The sequence below is a fragment of the Pseudonocardia ailaonensis genome, assembly GCF_039531635.1.
GTDB classification, from domain to species: domain Bacteria; phylum Actinomycetota; class Actinomycetes; order Mycobacteriales; family Pseudonocardiaceae; genus Pseudonocardia; species Pseudonocardia ailaonensis.
Map to the genome: position 1 here is coordinate 72855 of NZ_BAAAQK010000009.1, position 18518 is coordinate 91372.

18 protein-coding genes and 1 pseudogene are annotated in these 18518 nt (G+C 72.6%); 13 read left to right on the top strand and 6 right to left on the bottom strand.

Annotated elements, in window-relative coordinates; translation table 11 throughout:
• Nucleotides 1-44 precede the first annotated feature (44 nt).
• The 10 genes and pseudogenes from ABD324_RS16245 (at nucleotide 45) to ABD324_RS16285 (ending at nucleotide 9315) form a co-directional block, all read left to right on the top strand.
• Nucleotides 45-1601 carry an ABC transporter substrate-binding protein gene (locus tag ABD324_RS16245; RefSeq protein ID WP_344417426.1) on the top strand — a complete coding sequence of 519 codons (1557 nt, stop codon included), beginning with the start codon at nucleotides 45-47 and terminating at the stop codon, nucleotides 1599-1601.
• Nucleotides 1598-2665 carry an ABC transporter permease gene (locus ABD324_RS16250; RefSeq protein WP_344417428.1) on the top strand — a complete coding sequence of 356 codons (1068 nt, stop codon included), beginning with the start codon at nucleotides 1598-1600 and terminating at the stop codon, nucleotides 2663-2665. Before ABD324_RS16245 ends, ABD324_RS16250 begins: the two co-directional genes overlap by 4 nt.
• Nucleotides 2662-3531 (top strand): ABC transporter permease, encoded by an 870-nt coding sequence (locus ABD324_RS16255; RefSeq protein WP_344417430.1) that lies wholly within the window; start codon nucleotides 2662-2664, stop codon nucleotides 3529-3531. The genes ABD324_RS16250 and ABD324_RS16255 overlap by 4 nt, the downstream gene beginning before the upstream one ends.
• Nucleotides 3532-3584: 53 nt before the next feature.
• Nucleotides 3585-4064, top strand: a pseudogene (locus ABD324_RS37280) (ATP-binding cassette domain-containing protein); the annotation flags it as partial.
• Between the two features lie 123 nt (nucleotides 4065-4187).
• Entirely contained in the window at nucleotides 4188-4478 is a 291-nt protein-coding gene (locus ABD324_RS37285; RefSeq protein WP_425565864.1) for an oligopeptide/dipeptide ABC transporter ATP-binding protein, read from the top strand.
• Nucleotides 4475-5260: an ABC transporter ATP-binding protein gene (locus ABD324_RS16265; protein WP_344417434.1), complete on the top strand. Its 786-nt coding sequence runs from the start codon at nucleotides 4475-4477 to the stop codon at nucleotides 5258-5260. The genes ABD324_RS37285 and ABD324_RS16265 overlap by 4 nt, the downstream gene beginning before the upstream one ends.
• Nucleotides 5257-6309 carry a sugar phosphate isomerase/epimerase family protein gene (locus ABD324_RS16270; RefSeq protein ID WP_344417436.1) on the top strand — a complete coding sequence of 351 codons (1053 nt, stop codon included), beginning with the start codon at nucleotides 5257-5259 and terminating at the stop codon, nucleotides 6307-6309. Before ABD324_RS16265 ends, ABD324_RS16270 begins: the two co-directional genes overlap by 4 nt.
• Nucleotides 6306-7511 (top strand): M24 family metallopeptidase, encoded by a 1206-nt coding sequence (locus ABD324_RS16275; protein ID WP_344417438.1) that lies wholly within the window; start codon nucleotides 6306-6308, stop codon nucleotides 7509-7511. The genes ABD324_RS16270 and ABD324_RS16275 overlap by 4 nt, the downstream gene beginning before the upstream one ends.
• 11 nt (nucleotides 7512-7522) lie before the next feature.
• Nucleotides 7523-8806 carry a hypothetical protein gene (locus ABD324_RS16280; RefSeq protein ID WP_344417440.1) on the top strand — a complete coding sequence of 428 codons (1284 nt, stop codon included), beginning with the start codon at nucleotides 7523-7525 and terminating at the stop codon, nucleotides 8804-8806.
• The gene (locus ABD324_RS16285; RefSeq protein ID WP_344417442.1) at nucleotides 8803-9315 is read left to right on the top strand and encodes a 2-oxo-4-hydroxy-4-carboxy-5-ureidoimidazoline decarboxylase; all 513 of its coding nucleotides are present in this window, start codon (nucleotides 8803-8805) and stop codon (nucleotides 9313-9315) included. Before ABD324_RS16280 ends, ABD324_RS16285 begins: the two co-directional genes overlap by 4 nt.
• Here ABD324_RS16285 and ABD324_RS16290 read toward each other — a convergent pair.
• Nucleotides 9287-10270, bottom strand: a complete 984-nt coding sequence (locus ABD324_RS16290) for an aldo/keto reductase (RefSeq protein WP_344417444.1) — start codon at nucleotides 10268-10270, stop codon at nucleotides 9287-9289. The two genes, ABD324_RS16285 and ABD324_RS16290, sit on opposite strands and share 29 nt — an antisense overlap.
• Nucleotides 10271-10385: 115 nt before the next feature.
• On the opposite strand from ABD324_RS16290, the gene ABD324_RS16295 reads away from it, so the two are divergent.
• Genes ABD324_RS16295 through ABD324_RS16305 form a run of 3 tightly spaced genes read left to right on the top strand, consistent with a single transcriptional unit; the run spans nucleotide 10386 to nucleotide 13212 of the window.
• Entirely contained in the window at nucleotides 10386-10988 is a 603-nt protein-coding gene (locus ABD324_RS16295) for a carboxymuconolactone decarboxylase family protein (protein WP_344417446.1), read from the top strand.
• An 8-nt stretch (nucleotides 10989-10996) separates the two neighbouring features.
• Nucleotides 10997-12463 carry a flavin-containing monooxygenase gene (locus ABD324_RS16300; RefSeq protein WP_344417448.1) on the top strand — a complete coding sequence of 489 codons (1467 nt, stop codon included), beginning with the start codon at nucleotides 10997-10999 and terminating at the stop codon, nucleotides 12461-12463.
• Nucleotides 12460-13212 (top strand): SDR family NAD(P)-dependent oxidoreductase, encoded by a 753-nt coding sequence (locus ABD324_RS16305; protein ID WP_344417450.1) that lies wholly within the window; start codon nucleotides 12460-12462, stop codon nucleotides 13210-13212. Before ABD324_RS16300 ends, ABD324_RS16305 begins: the two co-directional genes overlap by 4 nt.
• Before the next feature lie 28 nt (nucleotides 13213-13240).
• Here the strand turns inward: ABD324_RS16305 and ABD324_RS16310 are convergent, their stop codons facing one another.
• From ABD324_RS16310 to ABD324_RS16330, 5 genes are all read right to left on the bottom strand, one after another.
• Entirely contained in the window at nucleotides 13241-14431 is a 1191-nt protein-coding gene (locus ABD324_RS16310) for an alpha-hydroxy acid oxidase (RefSeq protein ID WP_344417452.1), read from the bottom strand.
• 10 nt (nucleotides 14432-14441) lie between these two features.
• Entirely contained in the window at nucleotides 14442-15548 is a 1107-nt protein-coding gene (locus ABD324_RS16315) for an ABC transporter substrate-binding protein (RefSeq protein ID WP_344417454.1), read from the bottom strand.
• 117 nt (nucleotides 15549-15665) lie between these two features.
• Nucleotides 15666-16538: an ABC transporter ATP-binding protein gene (locus ABD324_RS16320; RefSeq protein ID WP_344417456.1), complete on the bottom strand. Its 873-nt coding sequence runs from the start codon at nucleotides 16536-16538 to the stop codon at nucleotides 15666-15668.
• Entirely contained in the window at nucleotides 16535-17419 is an 885-nt protein-coding gene (locus ABD324_RS16325; RefSeq protein ID WP_344417458.1) for an ABC transporter permease, read from the bottom strand. The genes ABD324_RS16320 and ABD324_RS16325 overlap by 4 nt, the downstream gene beginning before the upstream one ends.
• A gap of 230 nt (nucleotides 17420-17649) precedes the next feature.
• Nucleotides 17650-18471, bottom strand: coding sequence for an aspartate/glutamate racemase family protein (locus ABD324_RS16330; protein WP_344417460.1), 822 nt, complete (start codon nucleotides 18469-18471; stop codon nucleotides 17650-17652).
• Nucleotides 18472-18518: the final 47 nt, after the last annotated feature.

Consider the following 18518-nt stretch of genomic DNA (forward strand, 5'->3'; position numbering starts at 1 on the left):
TCGCTCGTCCCGTCGCCGTTCCACCGCCCCCTCAAGGAGCTCCGATGCGCACCCGTGCACTCGCACGGCTCGTCCCCCTCGCGGCCGTCGCGGCCGTCGCCCTGGCCGGCTGCGCGGCCGCCCAGGACGCCCAGGGCCCGGGTCCCTCCGGCTCGAGCGACACCCCGCTCGTCGTCGCCTACTCGAACCCGCTCAACACCCTCGACCCGATCCACACCGACTACAACCAGACCAACACGATCGTCGACGCCACCTACGACACGCTGGTCACCTACGACGCGAACAACCAGCTCACCGGCAGCCTCGCCACGCAGTTCACCCTCGCGCCCGACGCGAGGTCGGTCGCGGTCACGCTGCGGGACGGCGTGACGTTCCACGACGGGTCCACGCTGACCGCCGACGACGTCGCCTACACGTTCGACCGGTACAAGAAGGTCGGGGTCGGGATCGCCTCCTACCTCAGCGACTACGCCTCGACCACGGTCACCGACCCGACGCACCTGACCATCACCCTGACCCGCGAGGACGGCCTGTTCCCCGCGACCCTGTCGAAGCTCTACATCCTCGAGAAGGCGCTGGTCGAGAAGAACGCCGGCACCGACAACGGGCAGACCTGGCTGCAGAGCCACGACGCCGGCTCCGGCCCCTACGCGATCACCACCGGCACCGGCGACGTCGTCGCCCAGCGGTTCGCCGGCTACTGGGCGTTCGACGCGAAGCGCCCCAGCAAGTACACGTTCCGCCGCATCGACGAGAGCCCCACGAAGCGCGACGAGCTCAAGGCCGGCAACCTCGACATCGCCCTGGCGCTGCAGTCCCCCGACGCCGCCGCGCTGAACGGCGTGAACGGCGTGTCCGTGGCGGATCTCAAGGTGCCCAACGGCGCGTACATGTTCATGAACACCTCCAGCGGCCCGACGGCGAACGTCGCGGTGCGCAAGGCGCTGCAGCTCGCCTACGACTACTCCGGCGGCCTGGACCAGATCCGCGGCGGCAAGGGCACCGTGGAGAACGGCCCGCTGCCCCAGACCATGCCCTGCCTGACCACGGCCCCGGCGTTCAGCCAGAACCTGGACCAGGCCAAGCAGATCCTGGCCCAGGCCGGCCTCACCGACCTGCACCTGACGATGCGGTTCCAGCCGGCGATCACCGACCAGGCCCGCGAGGCCACGCTCTTCCAGTCCGACCTGCGCAAGATCGGCGTCACGCTGGACCTGCAGCCCATCGCCTTCGCGGACTACCTGACCACCCTGGGCAACCCGGCCACCATCCCGCAGCTGATGCTGTTGCAGGACACCGCCGCGCTGCCGGACCCGGGCGTGTACCTGACCAGGGCGTACGACTCGAAGTCCACCGGGACCAACCGGGCGGCCTACAAGAACCCGCAGGTCGACGCCCTGCTGGACCAGGCCGCGACGAGCACGGACACCGCCGCGCGCTGCGGGATGTACCAGCAGGCCCAGAACCTGATCAACGCCGACGCGCCCTCGGTCAGCATGTACACGCTGACCGCACCCGTCGGCTACCGCACCGGCCTGACCGGCATCACCGCCAGCCAGACCGTGTACCCGCTGTCGCTCAAGGGGGTGCGGGTGGCATGACCGCCGGGATGATGACCGCCACCGCGTCCGCCGCGTCCGTCCGTGGCGGCCTGACGTTCGTGCTCCGCCGGACCGGCACCGTCGTCGTCACGCTGTTCTTCCTGGCGGTCATCGTCTTCCTGATGACGAAGGCGATCCCCGGCGACGAGGCCCACGTCGCCGCCGGGGAGTCCGCCACCCCGGACCAGGTCGCCGCGGTGCGCGAGCGGCTCGGGCTGGACCAGCCACTGCCGGTCCAGCTCGGGCACTACCTGCGCACCCTGCTGCACGGCGATCTCGGCACCTCCATCGCCACCGGCCGCTCGGTCGGCGCGGACATCCTCGCCGTGCTGCCGCAGACCCTGGAGCTCGTCGTGCTCTCGACGGTGCTCATGGTGCTCGCCGTGGTCCCGGCGGCGATCGCCGCGGCCCTGCACCGGAACCGGCCCCGCGACGTCGGCACCCGGCTCGCGTGGCTGGCCGCCGGCTCCCTGCCGACCTTCTGGATCGCGCTGGAGCTGCAGTACCTGCTCGGCACGCAGTGGCGGATCCTGCCGATCTCCGGGCGGCTCTCCCGCGGGATCACGGTGCCCACCCGCACCGGCTCGACGATCCTCGACTCGCTGCTCGCCGGGAACGTGCCGGCGGCCTGGAACGCCTTCCAGCACCTGCTGCTCCCGGCCCTGGTGCTCATGCTGCCGTTCGCCGGTCAGCTGTTCCGGGCCCTGCGCGCCGAGCTGCTCGACGTGCTCGGCCGCGACCACATCACCGTCGCCCGGGCCACCGGCATGCCCACCGGGATGCTGCTGCGCCGCCACGCCCTGCCCAACGCGGCCGGCCCGGCGCTGACGGTGCTGGGCATCGAGTTCGGCACGATGGTCGCCACCGCCGTGCTGGTGGAGGGTGTGTTCGGGCTCAACGGCCTCGGCTCCTACCTCACGACGGCGGTGCAGCAGAAGGACACGTTCGCCGTGCTCAGCGGCGTGCTGGTGGTCGGTGTCGTGGTCGTCCTGGTGAACTTCGCCGTCGACCTCGTCCAGCTGGCCCGAGATCCCCGGCTGCGCAGCGCGGAGCTGGCCCGATGACCGCCGTGGTGACGCTCGGCCGCCGGGTCGTGCGCGGTCGACGGCGGATCGCGCGGGTCCCCGGCATGGACAGGTGCGTGTACGCGCTGGTGGCACTGGTCGTGCTGGTGGCCGTGTTCGGGCCCGTGCTCGCGCCCGCCTCGATCAACGACTCGACCATCCTCGCGGCGCTGCAGCCGCCGAGCGCGGCGCACTGGCTCGGCACCGACCAGCAGGGCCGGGACGTGCTGTGGCGGGTGATCGCCGGCGCCCGGGCCTCGGTGCTGTCGTCCGTCCTGATCGTCGTCGGCTTCTCGGTGATCGGCACCCTGGTGGCCACCCTGGCCACGCTCGGCGGGCGCTGGGTCGACGAGATCGTCATGCGGGTCGTCGACGCCGGGCTGGCCATCCCGCCGATCATCTTCGCCCTCGGGGTGGCCGCGGCGCTGGGCCCCAGCCTGCCGTCCGCGATCATCGCCATGATCGCCACCGGCTGGCCCTACACCGCCCGGCTGCTGCGCGGGATCATGAAGGAGACCGCCGCCCGGCCCTTCGTGGAGAGCGCCGAGCTGCTCGGGGTCTCCCGGATCCGGCTGATGACCCGGCACGTGCTGCCCAACTCGCTCGACGTGCTGGTGGTCAAGTGGGCGGGCGACGTCGGCAACACCATCCTCGTCCTCGGCGCGCTGTCGTTCGTCGGCGTCGCGGCCCAGCCGCCCAGCGCGGAGTGGGGCGCCGCGGTGACCGCGGCCAAGGGCGACATCTCCACCGCCTGGTGGCCCGCGCTCGCGCCCGGCCTCGCCATCGCGATCACCGCCATCGCGTTCGGCCTGCTCGGCGACGTCCTGCGCACCCGTTTCCGCCCCGATCTGGAGGGACGCCCGTGACTCCCCTCGTGGAGGTCTCCCGGCTCTCGATCACGGCCGGGGAGACCCGGCTCGTGGAGGACCTCGACCTGACCGTGCGCCGCGGCGAGCGGCTCGCGCTGGTCGGCGAGTCCGGCTCCGGCAAGTCCGTGACGGCCCGGGCCCTGCTGCGGCTGGACCCCGGTCTACGGCTCTCCGGCTCGGTCCGGTTCGCCGGCGAGGAGCTCCTGGAGAAGTCCGAACAGGACATGCGCCGGGTGCGCCGGGACCTGGTCGGCATGGTCTTCCAGGACCCGATGGGCTCGCTCGATCCGCTCATGACGATCGGTGAGCAGGTCGCGGAACCGTTGCGCCTGAGGGGGATGTCGCGTCGCGCGGCGCTGGCCCGGGCCGCGGAGGTGCTCGACGATCTGGGCGTCGCCGATGCCCGCAGGCGCATCCGCGCCTACCCGCACGAGTTCTCCGGCGGCATGCGCCAGCGCGTGGTCATCGGCATCGCCCTGGCCGCCGAGCCGGAGCTGCTGATCGCCGACGAGCCCACCACCGCCCTCGACGTCCGCGTGCAGGAGCAGGTCCTCGCCCTGCTCGACGGCGTGTCCCGGGAGCGGGGGCTCACCGTCCTGCTGATCACCCACGACCTCGGCATCGTCGCGGGCTTCGCCGATCGCGTCGCCGTGATGTACGCGGGCCGCAAGGTGCACGAGGACCCGGTGGGCGCCACCTACGCGTCCCCCGCGCACCCCTACACCGCCGGGCTGCTCGCCGCGGTGCCGCGGATCGACCGGCACCCGCGCCGGCTCACCACCGTCCCGGGCGCGCCCCCGCATCCGGCGCACCGCCCGGCGGCCTGCGCCTTCGCGCCGCGCTGCGCCCGCCGCGTCGAGGTGTGCGAGGCGGAGATCCCGCTCCCCCGGCCCACCGCCACGGGCGGCTCGGTCGCCTGCCACGTCTACCGGGAGAGCGCGTGACGAATCCGTTGCTGGAGCTCAAGGGCGTCGACGTGACCTTCCGGTCCTTCGCGCGCCCGCCCGTCACCGCGCTCGACGACGTGTACCTGCGGGTTCCCGAGGGCGAGATCACCGGGCTGGTCGGCGAGTCCGGCTCGGGGAAGTCCACCGCGCTGCGCTGCTGCGTCGGCCTGCAACGCCCCGACGACGGGTTCGTGACCTACGACGGCATCGACGTCGTCCGGCCCCGGGGGGCCGCCCGCCGCCGGCTGCGCCGGGAGATCCAGCTCGTGTACCAGGACCCGACGGCGAGCCTGGACCCCCGGATGACGGTGCAGCAGATCGTGTCCGAGGGGATGGCCGTGCACGGCCTGTACCGCGGCGGCCGCCGGGACCGGGTGGCCGAGCTGCTGGAGGCCGTCGGGCTCGACGCCCGCGACCTGGACCGCTACCCGCGTTCCTTCTCCGGCGGGCAGCGCCAGCGGATCGCGATCGCGCGGGCGCTGGCCGTCGAGCCGCGGCTGCTGGTGTGCGACGAGCCGGTGTCCTCACTGGACGTCTCCGTGCAGGCGCAGATCCTGAACCTGTTGCAGGACATGCAGGAGAGTCTCGGGCTGACGATCCTGTTCGTGGCGCACGACCTGGCCGTCGTCAGGCAGATCTGTGCACGGGTCGCGGTCCTGCACCGCGGCCGGATCGTCGAGGAGGGCCCCGCGGACCAGGTGCTGGTCGCGCCGCGGGAGGAGTACACGCGGGCGCTGCTCGACGCGGTGCCGGTTCCGGACCCGGGGAGGGCCGCATGAAGCTGGGGATCGACGGGCGCAAGATCCCGGGGGCCGTCCCGGGCGGGCCCCTGCCGGTGCTGCGCCACGCCCACGAGCTGGGACTCGACGGCGTGTTCTTCCGGACCGTCCTGGACATCAGCCCCACTCTCGACGCCGGCGTGCTGGCCGCGACCCGCGCGCTGGCCGACGAGCTGGGCCTCTACCTGGAGTGCGGGCTCGGCAAGGTCAACCCGTACGCCTCGCCCGAGACCCCGGAGCTGCGCCGGATCGGGAACGGCGACATCGTGGCGGGCTTCCGCCGGATGATGGAGGCGGCCGCGGCCATCGACTGCCGCGAGCTGTGGATCGGCACGGCGAACTACAAGTCCGAGTTCCGTGGGCGGTTCGCTTACGACCGCTTCCGCACGGACGTGAGCTGGGCCGAGCAGCTCCGGGCGATCGGCGCGTTCCTGCAGGTCCTGGCCCCGATCGCGCGCGGGCACGGCCTCCACCTCAACCTGGAGACCCACGAGGAGATCACCTCGTTCGAGGTCGTGCGGCTCGTGGAGGGGACCGGGCCGGACGTCACCGGGATCGTGTTCGACACCGCCAACGTGCTGCAGCGCCTGGAGGACCCGGCCGCCGCGGCGCGGCGGGTGGCACCGTACGTGCGGCAGACCCATCTCAAGGACGCCGTGCTGGTCAGCGCACCGGGCGGGCTGCGGTACCAGATGCGGCCGTGCGGCACCGGGGTCGTGGACTTCGCGGCGATCCTGCCGGTGCTCGCCGCCGCGAACCCCGCCCTGAACCTCTCGATGGAGACGGACCAACCGCGGACCGGCGCCCCGCTGGACATGCTCGTCGAGTCCGCGGACCCGGCGTTCGTCGCCGCGCACCCGGACGTCACCGCCGACGAGCGGCAGGCCCACGCGGCACTGGTCGCCGGCGCCGAGGCGCGGATCGCGGCCGGGGAGATCCCGTCCGTCGAGGCCTGGGCCGCAACACCTTTCGGCGTGCCCGAGGCGCACGCCTACATCCACGAGAGCGCCGCGCACCTGCGCGGGCTCGTCCCCGCAGGAGTGTCATGACCACCCTCGAACTGCCCACCGAGATCGGCCGGGACGTACTGGAGGCCCGGCTGGCCCGCGTCCGCGGCTGGATGGCCGACGCCGGCGTCGACGTCCTCGCCGTCTACGGCGGCCCGGCGAACCTCGGCTCCCGCACCACGACCGCGGGGTACGTCCGCTACCTCACCGGCTGGATGACCAGCGGGATCCCGGCGATGGTGGTCGTCCCGCTCGACGGCCGGCCGCGGGTGCTCACCATGGGCCCGCACGACACCCGGGCGTTCGAGACCCGCGCCGGCTGGTTCGGCGACGTCGTCCGGGCCGGCCAGGTGGCCCGCTATCCCGAGGAGCTGCGGGCCGCGATCACCGGCGCCGGCACCGTCGCCACCGTGGGATGGGGCGAGATGGCGGGCCCGCTGTACGCCGCCGCGCTTGAGGCCGTCGAGGGCCGTCCCGTGCTCGACGGCGAGCCCGCGCTCGACGAGCTGCGGCTGCGCCGCGATCCCGCGGAGATCGCGATGCACCGCATCGGCGCGCAGATCTCCGACGCGATGGTCGCCGCCGCGATGGAGCAGTCCGTCGCGACGGGGATGACCGGCGCCCGGCTGATGGCCGAGGTCGAGCACGCGGGCCGGGAGCGGGGCGCGGGCACCCCGACGACCTGGCTCGCGATCGGCGAGCGGCCCGTCACCACCTACATGGAGATGATGGAGACGGCCCCGGCGATCGGCCCGCAGGACCGCGTCCAGCTCGGGACCAGCCTGACCTACCAGGGCTACTTCGCGCAGAGCCTGCGGATCGGCGTGCGCGGCACCCCGTCGGCCCGGCTGCGCGAGTACGCCGACATCCTGATCGACATCCAGGACGCCGCGCTGTCGGTGATGCGACCCGGCGCCAAGCTCCACGAGGTCAGCGACGCCATCGAGAACGCGATCGACGCGCACTGCCCGTTCACCCGCGACACCGATCCCTTCCGTTTCCAGTCCTGCCACGGCCTGGGGCTGAACTACGTGGAGCCCGGCATGGCCCGGGACCTGAACGCGCGCAGGGACAGGACGCTCGATCCGGCGGGCGTCGCGATGGCCGAGGGCATGGTCGTCGAGGTGCACCCGAACTTCACCGTCCCCGAGCTCGGCCACGTGTGCGCCGGGGACATGGCCCTGGTCACCGCGACCGGGGCGGAGTGGCTCACCACCTTCCCGCGCGGCCTGTACCAGCTCTGAGAGGCGCCATCATGATCAATTCCGAACGGCGCGCGCTCGTCGACGGCAGCCACTGGGTCAGCCCCACGAACTTCGATCCCGCGGCGACCGAGGGGCTCGACTTCCCCGATCCGGTCGTGCTCCTGGACAGCACGCTGCGCAAGGTCCGGTACACGGCCGGGGCCACGACCTCGCTCGACGGGTTCCTGCGGATCGGTGCGGCCCTGGAGGCGGTCGGCATCCGGCAGGAGAGCCTCAACCTGGACTGGTGGGGCGACTCCGCGCCGAACCCGCGCGAGCTGGAGCTCGTCCGGGAGGTGCTCGCAGCCGGGTTCGGGTTCCGGACCTCGGTGTACGCGGACACCCTGGTGAACAACGGCGCGTCGAAGCCCACCGTGGACCCGGACGGCGTCGTGGACCTGCTCGCCGGGCTAGGCGCCACCCTGATCTCGCCCGGGATCGTGCCCGCGCCGACGCCCGAGGCCGAGGTGATCCAGTTCTCGCGGCTCGAGCGGGTGGTGGAGCGGGCCGCCGCGGCCGGGATGGAGTTCACGCTGATCCTCGCGCAGTGCGGGCGGCGCGACTTCGCCCAGCTGCAGCGCGCGGCGGTGCTCGCCGCGGAGCTCGGTGCGGTGCGGATCGACCTCATGGACTCGACGTCGAGCCTGCACCCGGAGGCCATGAAGGTCTTCGTCCGGCGGGTGCGGGCGGCGCTGCCCCGCCCCGTCCCGCTGACCATGCACGCCCACGACGACTTCGGGCTGGCCACGGCGGACGCGCTCGCCGCCGCCACCGCCGGCGCGCACCCGGACGTCTCGGTCGACGGGGTGTCCTACCGCTGCGGGTTCGCCGCGCTCGAGGAGGTCGTCACCGCGCTCGACGTGCTGTACGGGGTGGACACCGGGATCCGCACCGAGCAGCTGCAGTCGCTGGCGGACACCGTGATGCGCGAGATGGGTGTGCCGCGGCCCCGCTTCAAGGCCGTGACCGGCGAGTACGCCTACCTCAAGAGCACCCCCGGGGACGTGCTGGGCTGTCTGCGCGACGGGGAGCGCTCCTTCCCGCCGGTGTCCGGCTGCCTGCACGCGGACACGGTCGGCGCGGACGTCCGGTGGGTGTGGGACAGCCTCAGCACCGACGCGATGGCCCGGCAGCTCGCCGTCAACCTCGGCCACACCCCGGACGACCTGCAGGTCACCCGGGTCCGGTCCGCCCTCGACGACGCCGTGGCCGCGATCGAGCGCTACCCGCGGTGGCTGGCGCCGCACGAGGCGGAGGCGATCTGCCGGTCGGTCCTCACCACCGTCGCGTCGTGAGGCCCGGCGCGCTGCTCGACCCGGATCCCGCCGCGCTCGCCCGGTGCTGTCGCTGGCCAGCGTTCGGCACGCGGCTCGCGGCGCTCGGCCCCTTCACCGACGTCGACGCGCTGGTCACCGCGGCCGCGGACCTGCTCACCGCCCTGGCGGACGACGAGCTGCGGACCGTCCTGGCGCTCTACCCGCCGCTGGGCAGCCCGCCCGGGGACCATCCCGCCGCGGGTGTCCTGTCGGAGGGCGAGGAGGCGGGGCTGCACCGGTCCGGGCCGGACACCGTGGCGCAGGTGCGGGCCCTCGCGGAGCGGTACCGCGCCCGGTTCGGCTACACCTACCTGGTCGCGGCGTCCGGCCGCAGCGGCGAGGACCTGCTGGCCGACCTCCGCCGGCGGCTCGGGCACGGCGCCGCGGAGGAGCTGGAGGCCGGCCGCGCCGAGCTGCTCCGCAAGTGCGCGATCCGCCTGCGCGGGATCGCCGGGCCGGCTAGCGCAGGGGCGGCTCGGCCGCGCTGACCGCCCGCGCGCCCCGCATGGCCTCCTCGATCCGGGCGAGCCGGCCGGCGTCGAGCGGGAGCTCCAGGGCGTCGAGGGTGGAGTCGACCTGCTCGGGGCGGTCCGCTCCGGTCACGGGGAGGATCCCGTCCGGCAGTATCGATCTCTGCGCCACCACCCAGGCCAGCGCGAGCTGCGGCACCGTGCAGCCGAGCTCGGAGGCGATGTCGCGCACCGTGTCCACCGCGTCCATGAGCGCCGCGTAGCTCTCGCCCCGGAACTCCGCCGCCCGGCTGCGCCAGTCGCCCGGCGCGAACACGGTGTCCCGCGTCAGCGCACCGGTGAGCAGGCCGCCCGCGTAGGGCTGGTACCCCAGCACCGGGATGCCGCGCTCCCGGCACCAGGGCAGCTGCTCGGCCTCGATCTCCCGGCGGAGCAGGTTGTACGGCAGCTGGACGACGTCGATCCGCCCGGCCGAGGCGAACCGCTCCATCTGCGCGACGGAGAAGTTGGACACGCCGGTGAAGCGGGTCAGCCCGCGCTCGACGAAACCGGCGGTGGCCTCGGCGGCGCGCTCGATCGGCACGGTCGGGTCGGGCCAGTGGATCAGGTGGATGTCGACGTGGTCGGTGCCCAGGGCGCGCAGGCTCGCCGTCAGGGCGTCGTCGAGGAACCCCGGGTCCGAGTTGCGCACCACCCCGCCGGGCGCGGCCTGCACGCCGCCCTTCGTCAGGAGCACGACATCGTCCCGCCGGGTCCGCAGCTCCGTCGCCAGCACCCGGCCGACGACCTGCTCCGCGGCGCCGAAGCCGTAGGCGTGCGCGGTGTCGATCAGGGTGATCCCGCGCTCCCACGCCCGCCGCAGGGCCGCGACCGCGCCGTCGGAGACGGTGCCCCAGCCGCCGCCGAGCCCGAAGGTGCCGAAGGCGACCGGGGAGACCCGCAGGCCGGTGGTGCCGAGGGGCCGAGTCCGCATGGCGCCGTGAGTCATGGAGCGCAGTGTGCGGAGCCGCCCACCACCCGGCCGGGCGTTAATGGCGGCCGTAACGACGTCCTCGCTGGGATGGGGGGACCCCACGCGAGGAGGACTCATGTCAGCGGTGACACCCGGTCTGGTCCCGATGCTCTCGGTCGAGGAGGGCGCCCGGGTCGGCGGCGCGATCGGCATGCGCCCCGAGATGGCGAACATCCACTTCTACCGCGTGCTGCTCAACTCCCCGCACGTCGGGCTCGTCGAGAACCACATCAACGACGAGATCCTCTGGAAGGGGCTGCTGGCCAAGCGGCCCGAGGCGAACCGCTACCGCGAGCTGGCCATCATGCGGGTCGGCTGGGTCAGCGGCTGCGAGTACATGTGGGCGCACCACTACGCGCCGACGGTCGACAAGGAGCTCCCCGGACACCGTCCGGACAACGTGATGGGCGTGCGCGAGGGGGCCTCCTACGCGGGCTTCGACGAGGGCGAGAAGACCGTCATGACCGCGGTCGACGAGATGGTCAAGCAGGGCCGCGTCTCGGCCGACACGGTGACGAAGCTGCGCTCCCACCTCGAGTCCGACGGCGAGCTCGTCGAGCTGGTCTGGGTGATCGCCGTCTGGAACGGCCTGTCCAGCATCATGAAGTCCCTCGAGACCCCGCTCGAGCCCGGCTACGAGGCGTGGGCGCCGGACGGCGTCGGCCCGACCGGGGTGTGAGCACCGCGGTGAGCGGGCCGTCGGCCGCGATCATCGGGGCGGGCGCCGCCGGGATCGCGCCCGGCGCCAAGCTCGTCCGGGCCGGGTTCGACGATCTCGTGATCTACGAGCAGTCGGACGGCATCGGCGGGACCTGGTGGGACAACACCTATCCCGGCTGCGAGGTGGACATCCACTCGCACTTCTACTCGTACTCCTTCGTGGACTGGGACTGGTCGCGCACCCACGCGGCGCAGCCGGAGATCCAGGCCTACCTGCAGCACACCGCGGAGACCTTCGGGCTGCTCCCGAAGATCCGGCTCCGCTCCCGGGTGGAGTCGGCGGCCTGGTCCGACGAGACCTCCCGGTGGACGGTGACGCTCGCCGACGGCACGACCCGCGACTTCGACGTCGTCGTGTCCTGCCTGGGGTTCCTCAACAATCCCCGCTACCCGGAGTGGCCCGGCCTGGAGTCGTTCTCGGGCGCGGTCTTCCACACGTCGCGCTGGGACCACGACCTCGACCTGACGGGCCGCCGGGTCGCGTTCGTCGGCACGGGATCGACTGCGGCACAGGCGGTCCCGGCGATCGCGCCGCAGGTCGAGCAGCTCTACCTGTTCCAGCGCGAGCCCGGCTGGGTCCTGCCCAAGGCCGACCGCGACTACACCGACGCGGAGCGCGGCCGGTTCCGCCGCTCACGGGTCGCCCGCAGGATCGAGCGCTTCCGCCGCTACCGCGCCGCGGGCAGGCTCGTCGCGGGCGTGTGGCGCGAGGACACGAAGCTCAACGCGGAGCTGCGCGCGATCGCCGAGACCTACATCGCCGAGGCCGTCCCCGATCCGGTGCTGCGGGCCGCCGTCACCCCGGACTATCCGTTCGGGTGCAAGCGGACCGTGCAGGCGTCGGGCTTCTACCCCGCGCTCGCCCGGGACAACGTGGAGCTCGTCCCGCACGCCGTGGAGAGCGCCGGGCCCCGCGGCCTGGTCGCCGCCAACGGCGAGAAGTACGAGGTCGACACCGTCATCCTCGGGACCGGCTTCCAGGCCGACCGCTACCTCGCGACGGTCACCGTCACCGGCCGCCGGGGGATGGACCTGCAGGCGTTCTGGGACGACGAGCCGAAGGCGTTCGCCGGCGCGGCCGTGCCGAACTTCCCGAACCTCTTCATCGTCTACGGCCCCAACACCAACGGCGGCGGCTCGGCGATCTTCCAGATCGAGCAGGGCGTGGACCTCGTCGTGCGGATGGTGCGCCGGCTCGCCCGCGGCTCCGGGCCGCTCGAGGTCAGCCGCGAGGCCTACGAGCTCTACAACCTCTGGCTCGACCGCTTCAGCGCCAAGCGCCTGACGGTGCAGCGGCACTGCCACAACTACTACTACTCCGCCACCGGGCGGAACGTGACGCAGTGGCCGGGCTCGCACCTGCAGTTCCGGCTGGTCACGTGGCTGCTCCCGAAGATCGGCATCCGTGCCGCCCACCCCGAGGAGTCCGGATGAGGTTGCAGGACAGGGTCGCCGTCGTCACCGGGGCGGGCTCCGGGATCGGCCTGGAGGTGAGCCGCCGCTTCCTGGCGGAGGGCGCGCTCGTCGTCATGGTCGACCTGAAGGCGCCCGAGGACGCCGCGGCGGAGCTCGGCCGGCCGGACCGCACCCTCGCCGTGGCCGCGGACGTCGTCGACCCGGACCAGGTCGAGGCCGCCTACGAGGCCGCGGTCGCCCGGTTCGGCCGGGTGGACATCGCGGTGAACAACGCCGGCGTGATGGGCGGCGGCTGGATCCACGAGGACGACGCGGACGTGTACCTGGACCGGATGCTCGACGTCCTGGTCCGCGGCGTGTGGAACTGCTGCCGCTCGGCCCTTCACCGGATGCGCCCGCAGGGCAGCGGGGTCATCCTCAACACCAGCTCCGCCGCGGCGGTCATGCCGAACCCCAAGGCCCCCGCCTACGGGCTGGCGAAGGCGGCGGTCGCGCACCTGACCCGCTCGCTGTCGATGGGGTACGGGGCGGAGGGGATCCGCGTCAACGAGGTGCGGCCCGGCCCTACCCGGACCGGCATCTTCGCCGCCGCGGGGGTGCCGGAGGAGAAGCTCGCCGTCTACGACCGGCACATGCCGCTGGGGTTGGTGGATCCCGCGACCGTGGCGGCCGCCTTCGCCTACCTGGCCTCCGACGAGGCGTGCTCCGTCACCGGGAGCACGCTCGCCGTGGACGGCGGGCTGCGGCCGATCCCCTTGGACGAGTAGCGGCCGAGTAGCGGCCGAGTAGCCGGGCTCAGGACCGGACCAGCCAGGTCCGGTCCAGCTCCCGCACGTCCGTGCAGCCCAGCAGGATCATCGCGTGGGTGAGCTCGGCGCGGAACATCTCCAGCACCCGGGCCACCCCGCGTTCCCCCTCGCAGGCCAGGCCATAGAGGTAGGGCCGGCCGACGAACACCGCGCGGGCACCGAGGGCCAGCGCACGCACGACGTCCGCGCCGCGGCGCACGCCGCCGTCGAGGTAGACCTCGATCTCGCCGCCCACCTCGTCGACGATCCCGGGCAGCACGTCGAGGGTGGCGGGCACGCCGTCGAGCTGGCGGCCGCCGTGGTTGGAGACGAGGACCGCGTCGGCCCCCTCCTCCACGCAGCGCCGCGCGTCCCGCGCCCCGAGCACTCCCTTGACCACGATCGGCCCGGGCCAGCGCTCGCGCAGCCACGCCAGGTCCGCCCACACGAAGGGCTCGGCGCGCCACGCGGCCATCCCCCGGTCGACCGCGGCCGGGCCGCCACCCGGGTAGAGCGCCTCGACGTTGGGCTGGCCCAGCGGCATGCCCGCTCGCACGAAGCGGCGCAGCCAGGCCGGCCTGCCCACCACCTTGGGCCCCATGCGCAGCACCGTGGGGAGGTCGATGCGGCTGACCGCGGAGCCGCCCGGGGTCACCCCGCCGTTGCGGACGTCCCGCTCCTTCACCCCGACCAGCGGGGTGTCGACGGTGACGACGAGCGCCCGGTAGCCGGCTGCGGCGGCGCGGTCCACGAGCGCGCGGGCACCCTGGGCGCCCCCGAGCTTGTAGAGCTGGAACCAGTGCCGGCCGGTGTCGCCCGGCGCCAGCCCGTCCTCGAGCAGCTCGCCGGACAGCGTGCTGATCCCGGCGATCGTCCCGGCCGCGGTGGCCGCGCGGGTGACGCCGCGGCCGGCGTCGGGATGGTAGAGCGCCACCCCGCCGCACGGCGCGAGCAGCACCGGCAACGAGACCTCCTGACCGAGGACCGTGGTCCGCAGGTCCGGGGTGCCGACCGCGACGGCACTGCGCACGTCCAGCGGGACACGGGCGAAGGCGGTGCGGTTGGCCGACTGCGTCAGCTCGTCCCCCGCACCGCCGTCGATGAAGTCGAAGAGGATCCGGGGCAGGACCCGTCGGGCCCTGCCCCGGACGTCCTCGACGTTGACCGGCTCTCGCCGGGACAACAGCCGGTCGGACATCGGTCTGCCGTCAGCCCGCCTGCTTCTGGGCGGACAGCTGGGTGACCTTCGCCTGCAGCTCCGGGCTGAGCTTCTGGAACGCCGCCTGGGCGACCTTCGGCTCGATCAGGCTGTTGGCGTTGGCCTCGGTGATCGCGGCGAGGTCGACGCCCTGCTTGGCGAGGCCGTTCTTCACCGAGAGCAGGTCCTTCGCCGTCACCTTCAGGTCGGGGGCGAACCCGCCGAGGGTGATCAGGTCGTACGAGAACGCCGCGATCTCCGGCTTGATCTCGGCCTCCGCCGCGAGGATGTCGATGGCCTCCTGCTTGTTGGCCGGGTCGTACATCCACGCGATGGACTCCATCACGGCCGCGAAGAACCGGGCGGAGACGTCGGGGCGCTGGTCGTAGAACTTCGGGCTGGAGATCAGGCCGTACAGCGGCCAGCCGTAGTCACCGACGCTGTCGGCCTTCACCAGGACCTTGTAGCCCTGCGCGGAGAGGATGCTCGGGGTCGGGGGGATCTGGGCGATGCACTGGATCTGCTTCGACGAGAGCGCCGCCGTCTGGGTGGCGAGGTCGCTCGCACCCAGGGAGATCAGCTGGTAGTCGCGGTCGAGCTTCATCGTGCCGTTCGACGCCGCGGCGATCAGCACCTGGGCACCCATGCCGTCGGCCGACTTGACCACGCCGCCGCCGCAGACCTTGCCCTTGAGGTCCTCGACCGAGTTGATGTTCGGCTGCACGATGAGGTCGTACGGGAACTTCGAGTACCCCATCCCGACCCACTTGATCACCGGTGCGTTGGCCTGCGCCTGGATGCCGGCGTCGAAGGTCGGCCCCGTGAGGTCGACGTCGCCCGCCACCAGTGCGGTGATCGCCGCGGCGGAGGTGGGCGCGAGGACCCGCTCCAGCTTGATGTTGTACTTGTCGAAGATCCCCTTGCGGATGGCGACCGAGTAGAACCAGTTCCCGGCGTTCGCCTTGACGACACCACCCAGGCGGACGGTGTCGGGGCCGCTCGCGGCACCCGTGCCGGAGCCGGTGGCGGCCCCGCTGCCGGAGCCGCCTCCACAGGCGGCCAGCAGCGTCAGCGCCACCGCTGCCGCGGCAGCGGCCAGCGCTTTCCTCTTGAACATCGTTGTTCTCCCTCGTGAGCGATGCGGGACTGCAGGACCCCCGACCGACGCGGCGCCGTGCGGGCTGCTGCGTACGACTTGTGACGTGCGGGAACCGGCGGGTGCGCCGGCCGGCTCCTACTCCTCGCCGCCCGCGGCGGCGGTGCGTACGCCGTCCTCGATGAGCTCCCAGATCTCCTCGACCATCGCGAGGAACTCCGGGGTGCGCTTCACCGAGAGCGACCGGGGCCGCTCGAACGGGACGGTCATGCGGCGCAGGATGCGACCGGGCTTGGCCCCCATGACCACGACCTCGTCGGCGAGGAACACGGCCTCGTCGAGCTGGTGGGTCACGAAGAACACGGTCTTGCGGTCGCGCTGCCAGACCTGCAGCAGCTCGCTCTGCATGACCTCGCGGGTCTGCGCGTCGAGTGCGGCGAACGGCTCGTCCATCAGCAGGACCTGCGGGTCCATGGCCAGCGCCCGCGCGAGGTTGACGCGCTGGCGCATCCCGCCCGAGAGCTGGTGCGGGTAGAGCGACTCCGACCCGTGCAGGTTCACCAGGTCGATGCAGCGCTGGACGTTGTCCGCGACCGCGGCCTTCTTCTGCCGGCGGACGTCGAGGCCGAAGCGCACGTTGCCGCGCACCGTCCGCCACGGCATCAGCGAGTCCTGCTGGAAGACGACCGCCATGTCCTTGGATCCCGGCCGCACCGGGTGCCCGTCGATGAGGACCTCGCCGCCGGTGGGCTTGAGCAGCCCGGCGATGGCCCGCAGCAGCGAGGTCTTGCCGCAGCCGCTGGGGCCGACGACGCAGACGAACTTCCCGCGCTCGACCTCGAGATCGACGTTGCGCACCGCGTTGATGGTCCGGATCCGGCCCTTGACCGGGGGCATCCGGTAGGTCAGCTGCAGGCCCTTGAGCTGCAGCCGGGGTGGCTCGACAGGGGTGCCGGACGGCGTGGCCGGAGCGGGCCGCTCGGCCGAGAGCTGGCGGGTGTTCGGGGTCATCGGTCTTCCCTCCAGGGGGCGATACGGCGCTCGACCCATTCCATGACCATCACGAGAACCACCCCGACGAAGGCGAAGATGGCGACCCCGCCGAGGACGGCTCCGGTGTCGAAGACCTGCGATGCGTTGTAGATCATGTAGCCGAGGCCCTTGGACGAGCCGAAGAGCTCGCCCGCCACGACGCCGATCAGGCCGCGACCGATCGCGAGGCGCAGGCCGCTGACGATGAAGCTGAGCGACCACGGCAGCTGGACCATCGTGAAGCGCTGCCACTTGCTGGTCCCGAACGCCTTGCCCGCCTCGATGAGCACCGGCTCGGTCGAACGGATGCCCAGGTCGGTGGCGACGATCACGGGGAGCACCACGAGCAGGAAGACCAGGACGACGGTCTTCCGCTCGCCGATGCCGAACCAGAGGATGAACAGGGGGGCCAGCGCGATGATCGGCGTCGCGTAGGCCGCGTTGATGACCGGGTCGATGTACTCCCGCAGACGCCGGGAGCTGCCCAGGAGCAGGCCGAGCGGGATGCCGACCCCGACCCCGACGACGAAGCCCTGGAGGAACTCGCGGGCGCTCACGCCCATGTCGACCTGGAGGGTCCCGGCCTCCCACTTCTTCGACAGGGACTCCCACACCTCGATGGGACCGACCAGCACCAGCTGGTTGTCGATGATGAACCGGGCGACGATCTCCCAGAGGATCAGCAGGACCAGGACGCTGACGAGCGTGCGGGCCAGTGAGCTGGGGATGGCGGCGCGCACCCGCTGGGTGAACGTGGCCGTCTCGTACCGGTCGTAGTCGTCGAAGCTCGTCTCGCTGCTCTTCGCCGCGACCTCGTCGGTGTCGGGCACGTCCGCCAAGGCCCCTTTCGGCTGTGTCATCGCGTGCTCGCTCTCTTCGGGCGCCGACCTCGGCGTCGGCGCTCGGGGGGTGTGGTCTCGTCGAGTACTGCGTCTCGTTCAGTGACGTGGGGCACAGGCTGCCCAGCCGCCTGTTACGCGCACCGTTACTGCGGTCCGGGCGATGCCGGAACGTTGCACGGCGGCCGGGAAGCCGGTGGACGACAAGGGGGACCGGGCGGCTGCCCGGTCCCCCTCGGCGCTGCCGGGTGTCAGCGCCACGCCGGCTTGGCCCGCAGCGTGTCGAGCGGGTAGCTGCGGCGGGCGGGCATGAGCCCGGTGTCGGCCAGGGCGCGGGCCATCGCCACACTGGCCGACAGGATCCAGATCAGCGGGATCTCCTCGTAGCCCGCCTCGTCGAGCCGTTGCCGGATGACCGGCTCGAGCACCTGGAGCGGGGTGAACGTGATGATGATCGAGTCCGCGCGGTCCGTCTCGATCGCCTCGCGGCAGCACTCGACGACGCGGTCGACCATGGCCTGCACCTCGGGCTCGGCCATGGGGTCGTCGAGGCGCAGCAGCGGGCTGGCGCCCGTCGAGCTCGACCCGATCGGCCGCACCGCGGCGAGCTTGTCGCCGAATCCGTAGCCCTTGGCGAGGCGGCGCAGGCGGGCGGCCTGCGGGTCGCTCACGTCGATCACCGAGAAGCGTTCGGAGATCAGCGACGCCAGGTGCAGGGAGGAGTGCACGGTGTGCACCACGGGGACGGGCAGCACCGCCCGCATCGCGTGGAACTCGACGTCGATGGCGCCCAGGATGACGATCGCGTCGTGCTCGCCGGTGGCCGCGATCTCCTTGACGCGGTCCAGCGTCGCGACGCCGATGTGGTCGAACAGGTCGTCGTCGCGGCTGGCGGGGCGGTGGCTGGTCTCCACGCCCGGGTCGATGGTGACCTCGACCCCGTTGAGCTGCCCGGACTCCCGCATCCGCTCGAGGACCTTGCGGTAGTACGGCTCCTTGTCCGGCTCGAAGTTGTAGCCCGCGCCGCGGTAGGGCGGGACGAGCAGGATGCGCTGATCGACGTCTTTCGGCATGCGTGACCACCTGTCTGGAAGGGACGGACGGATGTGGGACAGGAACA

What these genes read in the sequence shown, in the direction of transcription:
- ABD324_RS16245 (WP_344417426.1), top strand. Translation starts at nt 45, where the DNA reads ATGCGCACCCGTGCACTCGCACGGCTCGTCCCCCTCGCGGCCGTCGCG.
- ABD324_RS16250 (WP_344417428.1), top strand. Translation starts at nt 1,598, where the DNA reads ATGACCGCCGGGATGATGACCGCCACCGCGTCCGCCGCGTCCGTCCGT.
- ABD324_RS16255 (WP_344417430.1), top strand. Translation starts at nt 2,662, where the DNA reads ATGACCGCCGTGGTGACGCTCGGCCGCCGGGTCGTGCGCGGTCGACGG.
- ABD324_RS37285 (WP_425565864.1), top strand. Translation starts at nt 4,188, where the DNA reads ATGTACGCGGGCCGCAAGGTGCACGAGGACCCGGTGGGCGCCACCTAC.
- ABD324_RS16270 (WP_344417436.1), top strand. Translation starts at nt 5,257, where the DNA reads ATGAAGCTGGGGATCGACGGGCGCAAGATCCCGGGGGCCGTCCCGGGC.
- ABD324_RS16275 (WP_344417438.1), top strand. Translation starts at nt 6,306, where the DNA reads ATGACCACCCTCGAACTGCCCACCGAGATCGGCCGGGACGTACTGGAG.
- ABD324_RS16280 (WP_344417440.1), top strand. Translation starts at nt 7,523, where the DNA reads ATGATCAATTCCGAACGGCGCGCGCTCGTCGACGGCAGCCACTGGGTC.
- ABD324_RS16290 (WP_344417444.1), bottom strand. Translation starts at nt 10,270, where the DNA reads ATGCGGACTCGGCCCCTCGGCACCACCGGCCTGCGGGTCTCCCCGGTC.
- ABD324_RS16295 (WP_344417446.1), top strand. Translation starts at nt 10,386, where the DNA reads ATGTCAGCGGTGACACCCGGTCTGGTCCCGATGCTCTCGGTCGAGGAG.
- ABD324_RS16305 (WP_344417450.1), top strand. Translation starts at nt 12,460, where the DNA reads ATGAGGTTGCAGGACAGGGTCGCCGTCGTCACCGGGGCGGGCTCCGGG.
- ABD324_RS16310 (WP_344417452.1), bottom strand. Translation starts at nt 14,431, where the DNA reads ATGTCCGACCGGCTGTTGTCCCGGCGAGAGCCGGTCAACGTCGAGGAC.
- ABD324_RS16315 (WP_344417454.1), bottom strand. Translation starts at nt 15,548, where the DNA reads ATGTTCAAGAGGAAAGCGCTGGCCGCTGCCGCGGCAGCGGTGGCGCTG.
- ABD324_RS16320 (WP_344417456.1), bottom strand. Translation starts at nt 16,538, where the DNA reads ATGACCCCGAACACCCGCCAGCTCTCGGCCGAGCGGCCCGCTCCGGCC.
- ABD324_RS16325 (WP_344417458.1), bottom strand. Translation starts at nt 17,419, where the DNA reads ATGACACAGCCGAAAGGGGCCTTGGCGGACGTGCCCGACACCGACGAG.
- ABD324_RS16330 (WP_344417460.1), bottom strand. Translation starts at nt 18,471, where the DNA reads ATGCCGAAAGACGTCGATCAGCGCATCCTGCTCGTCCCGCCCTACCGC.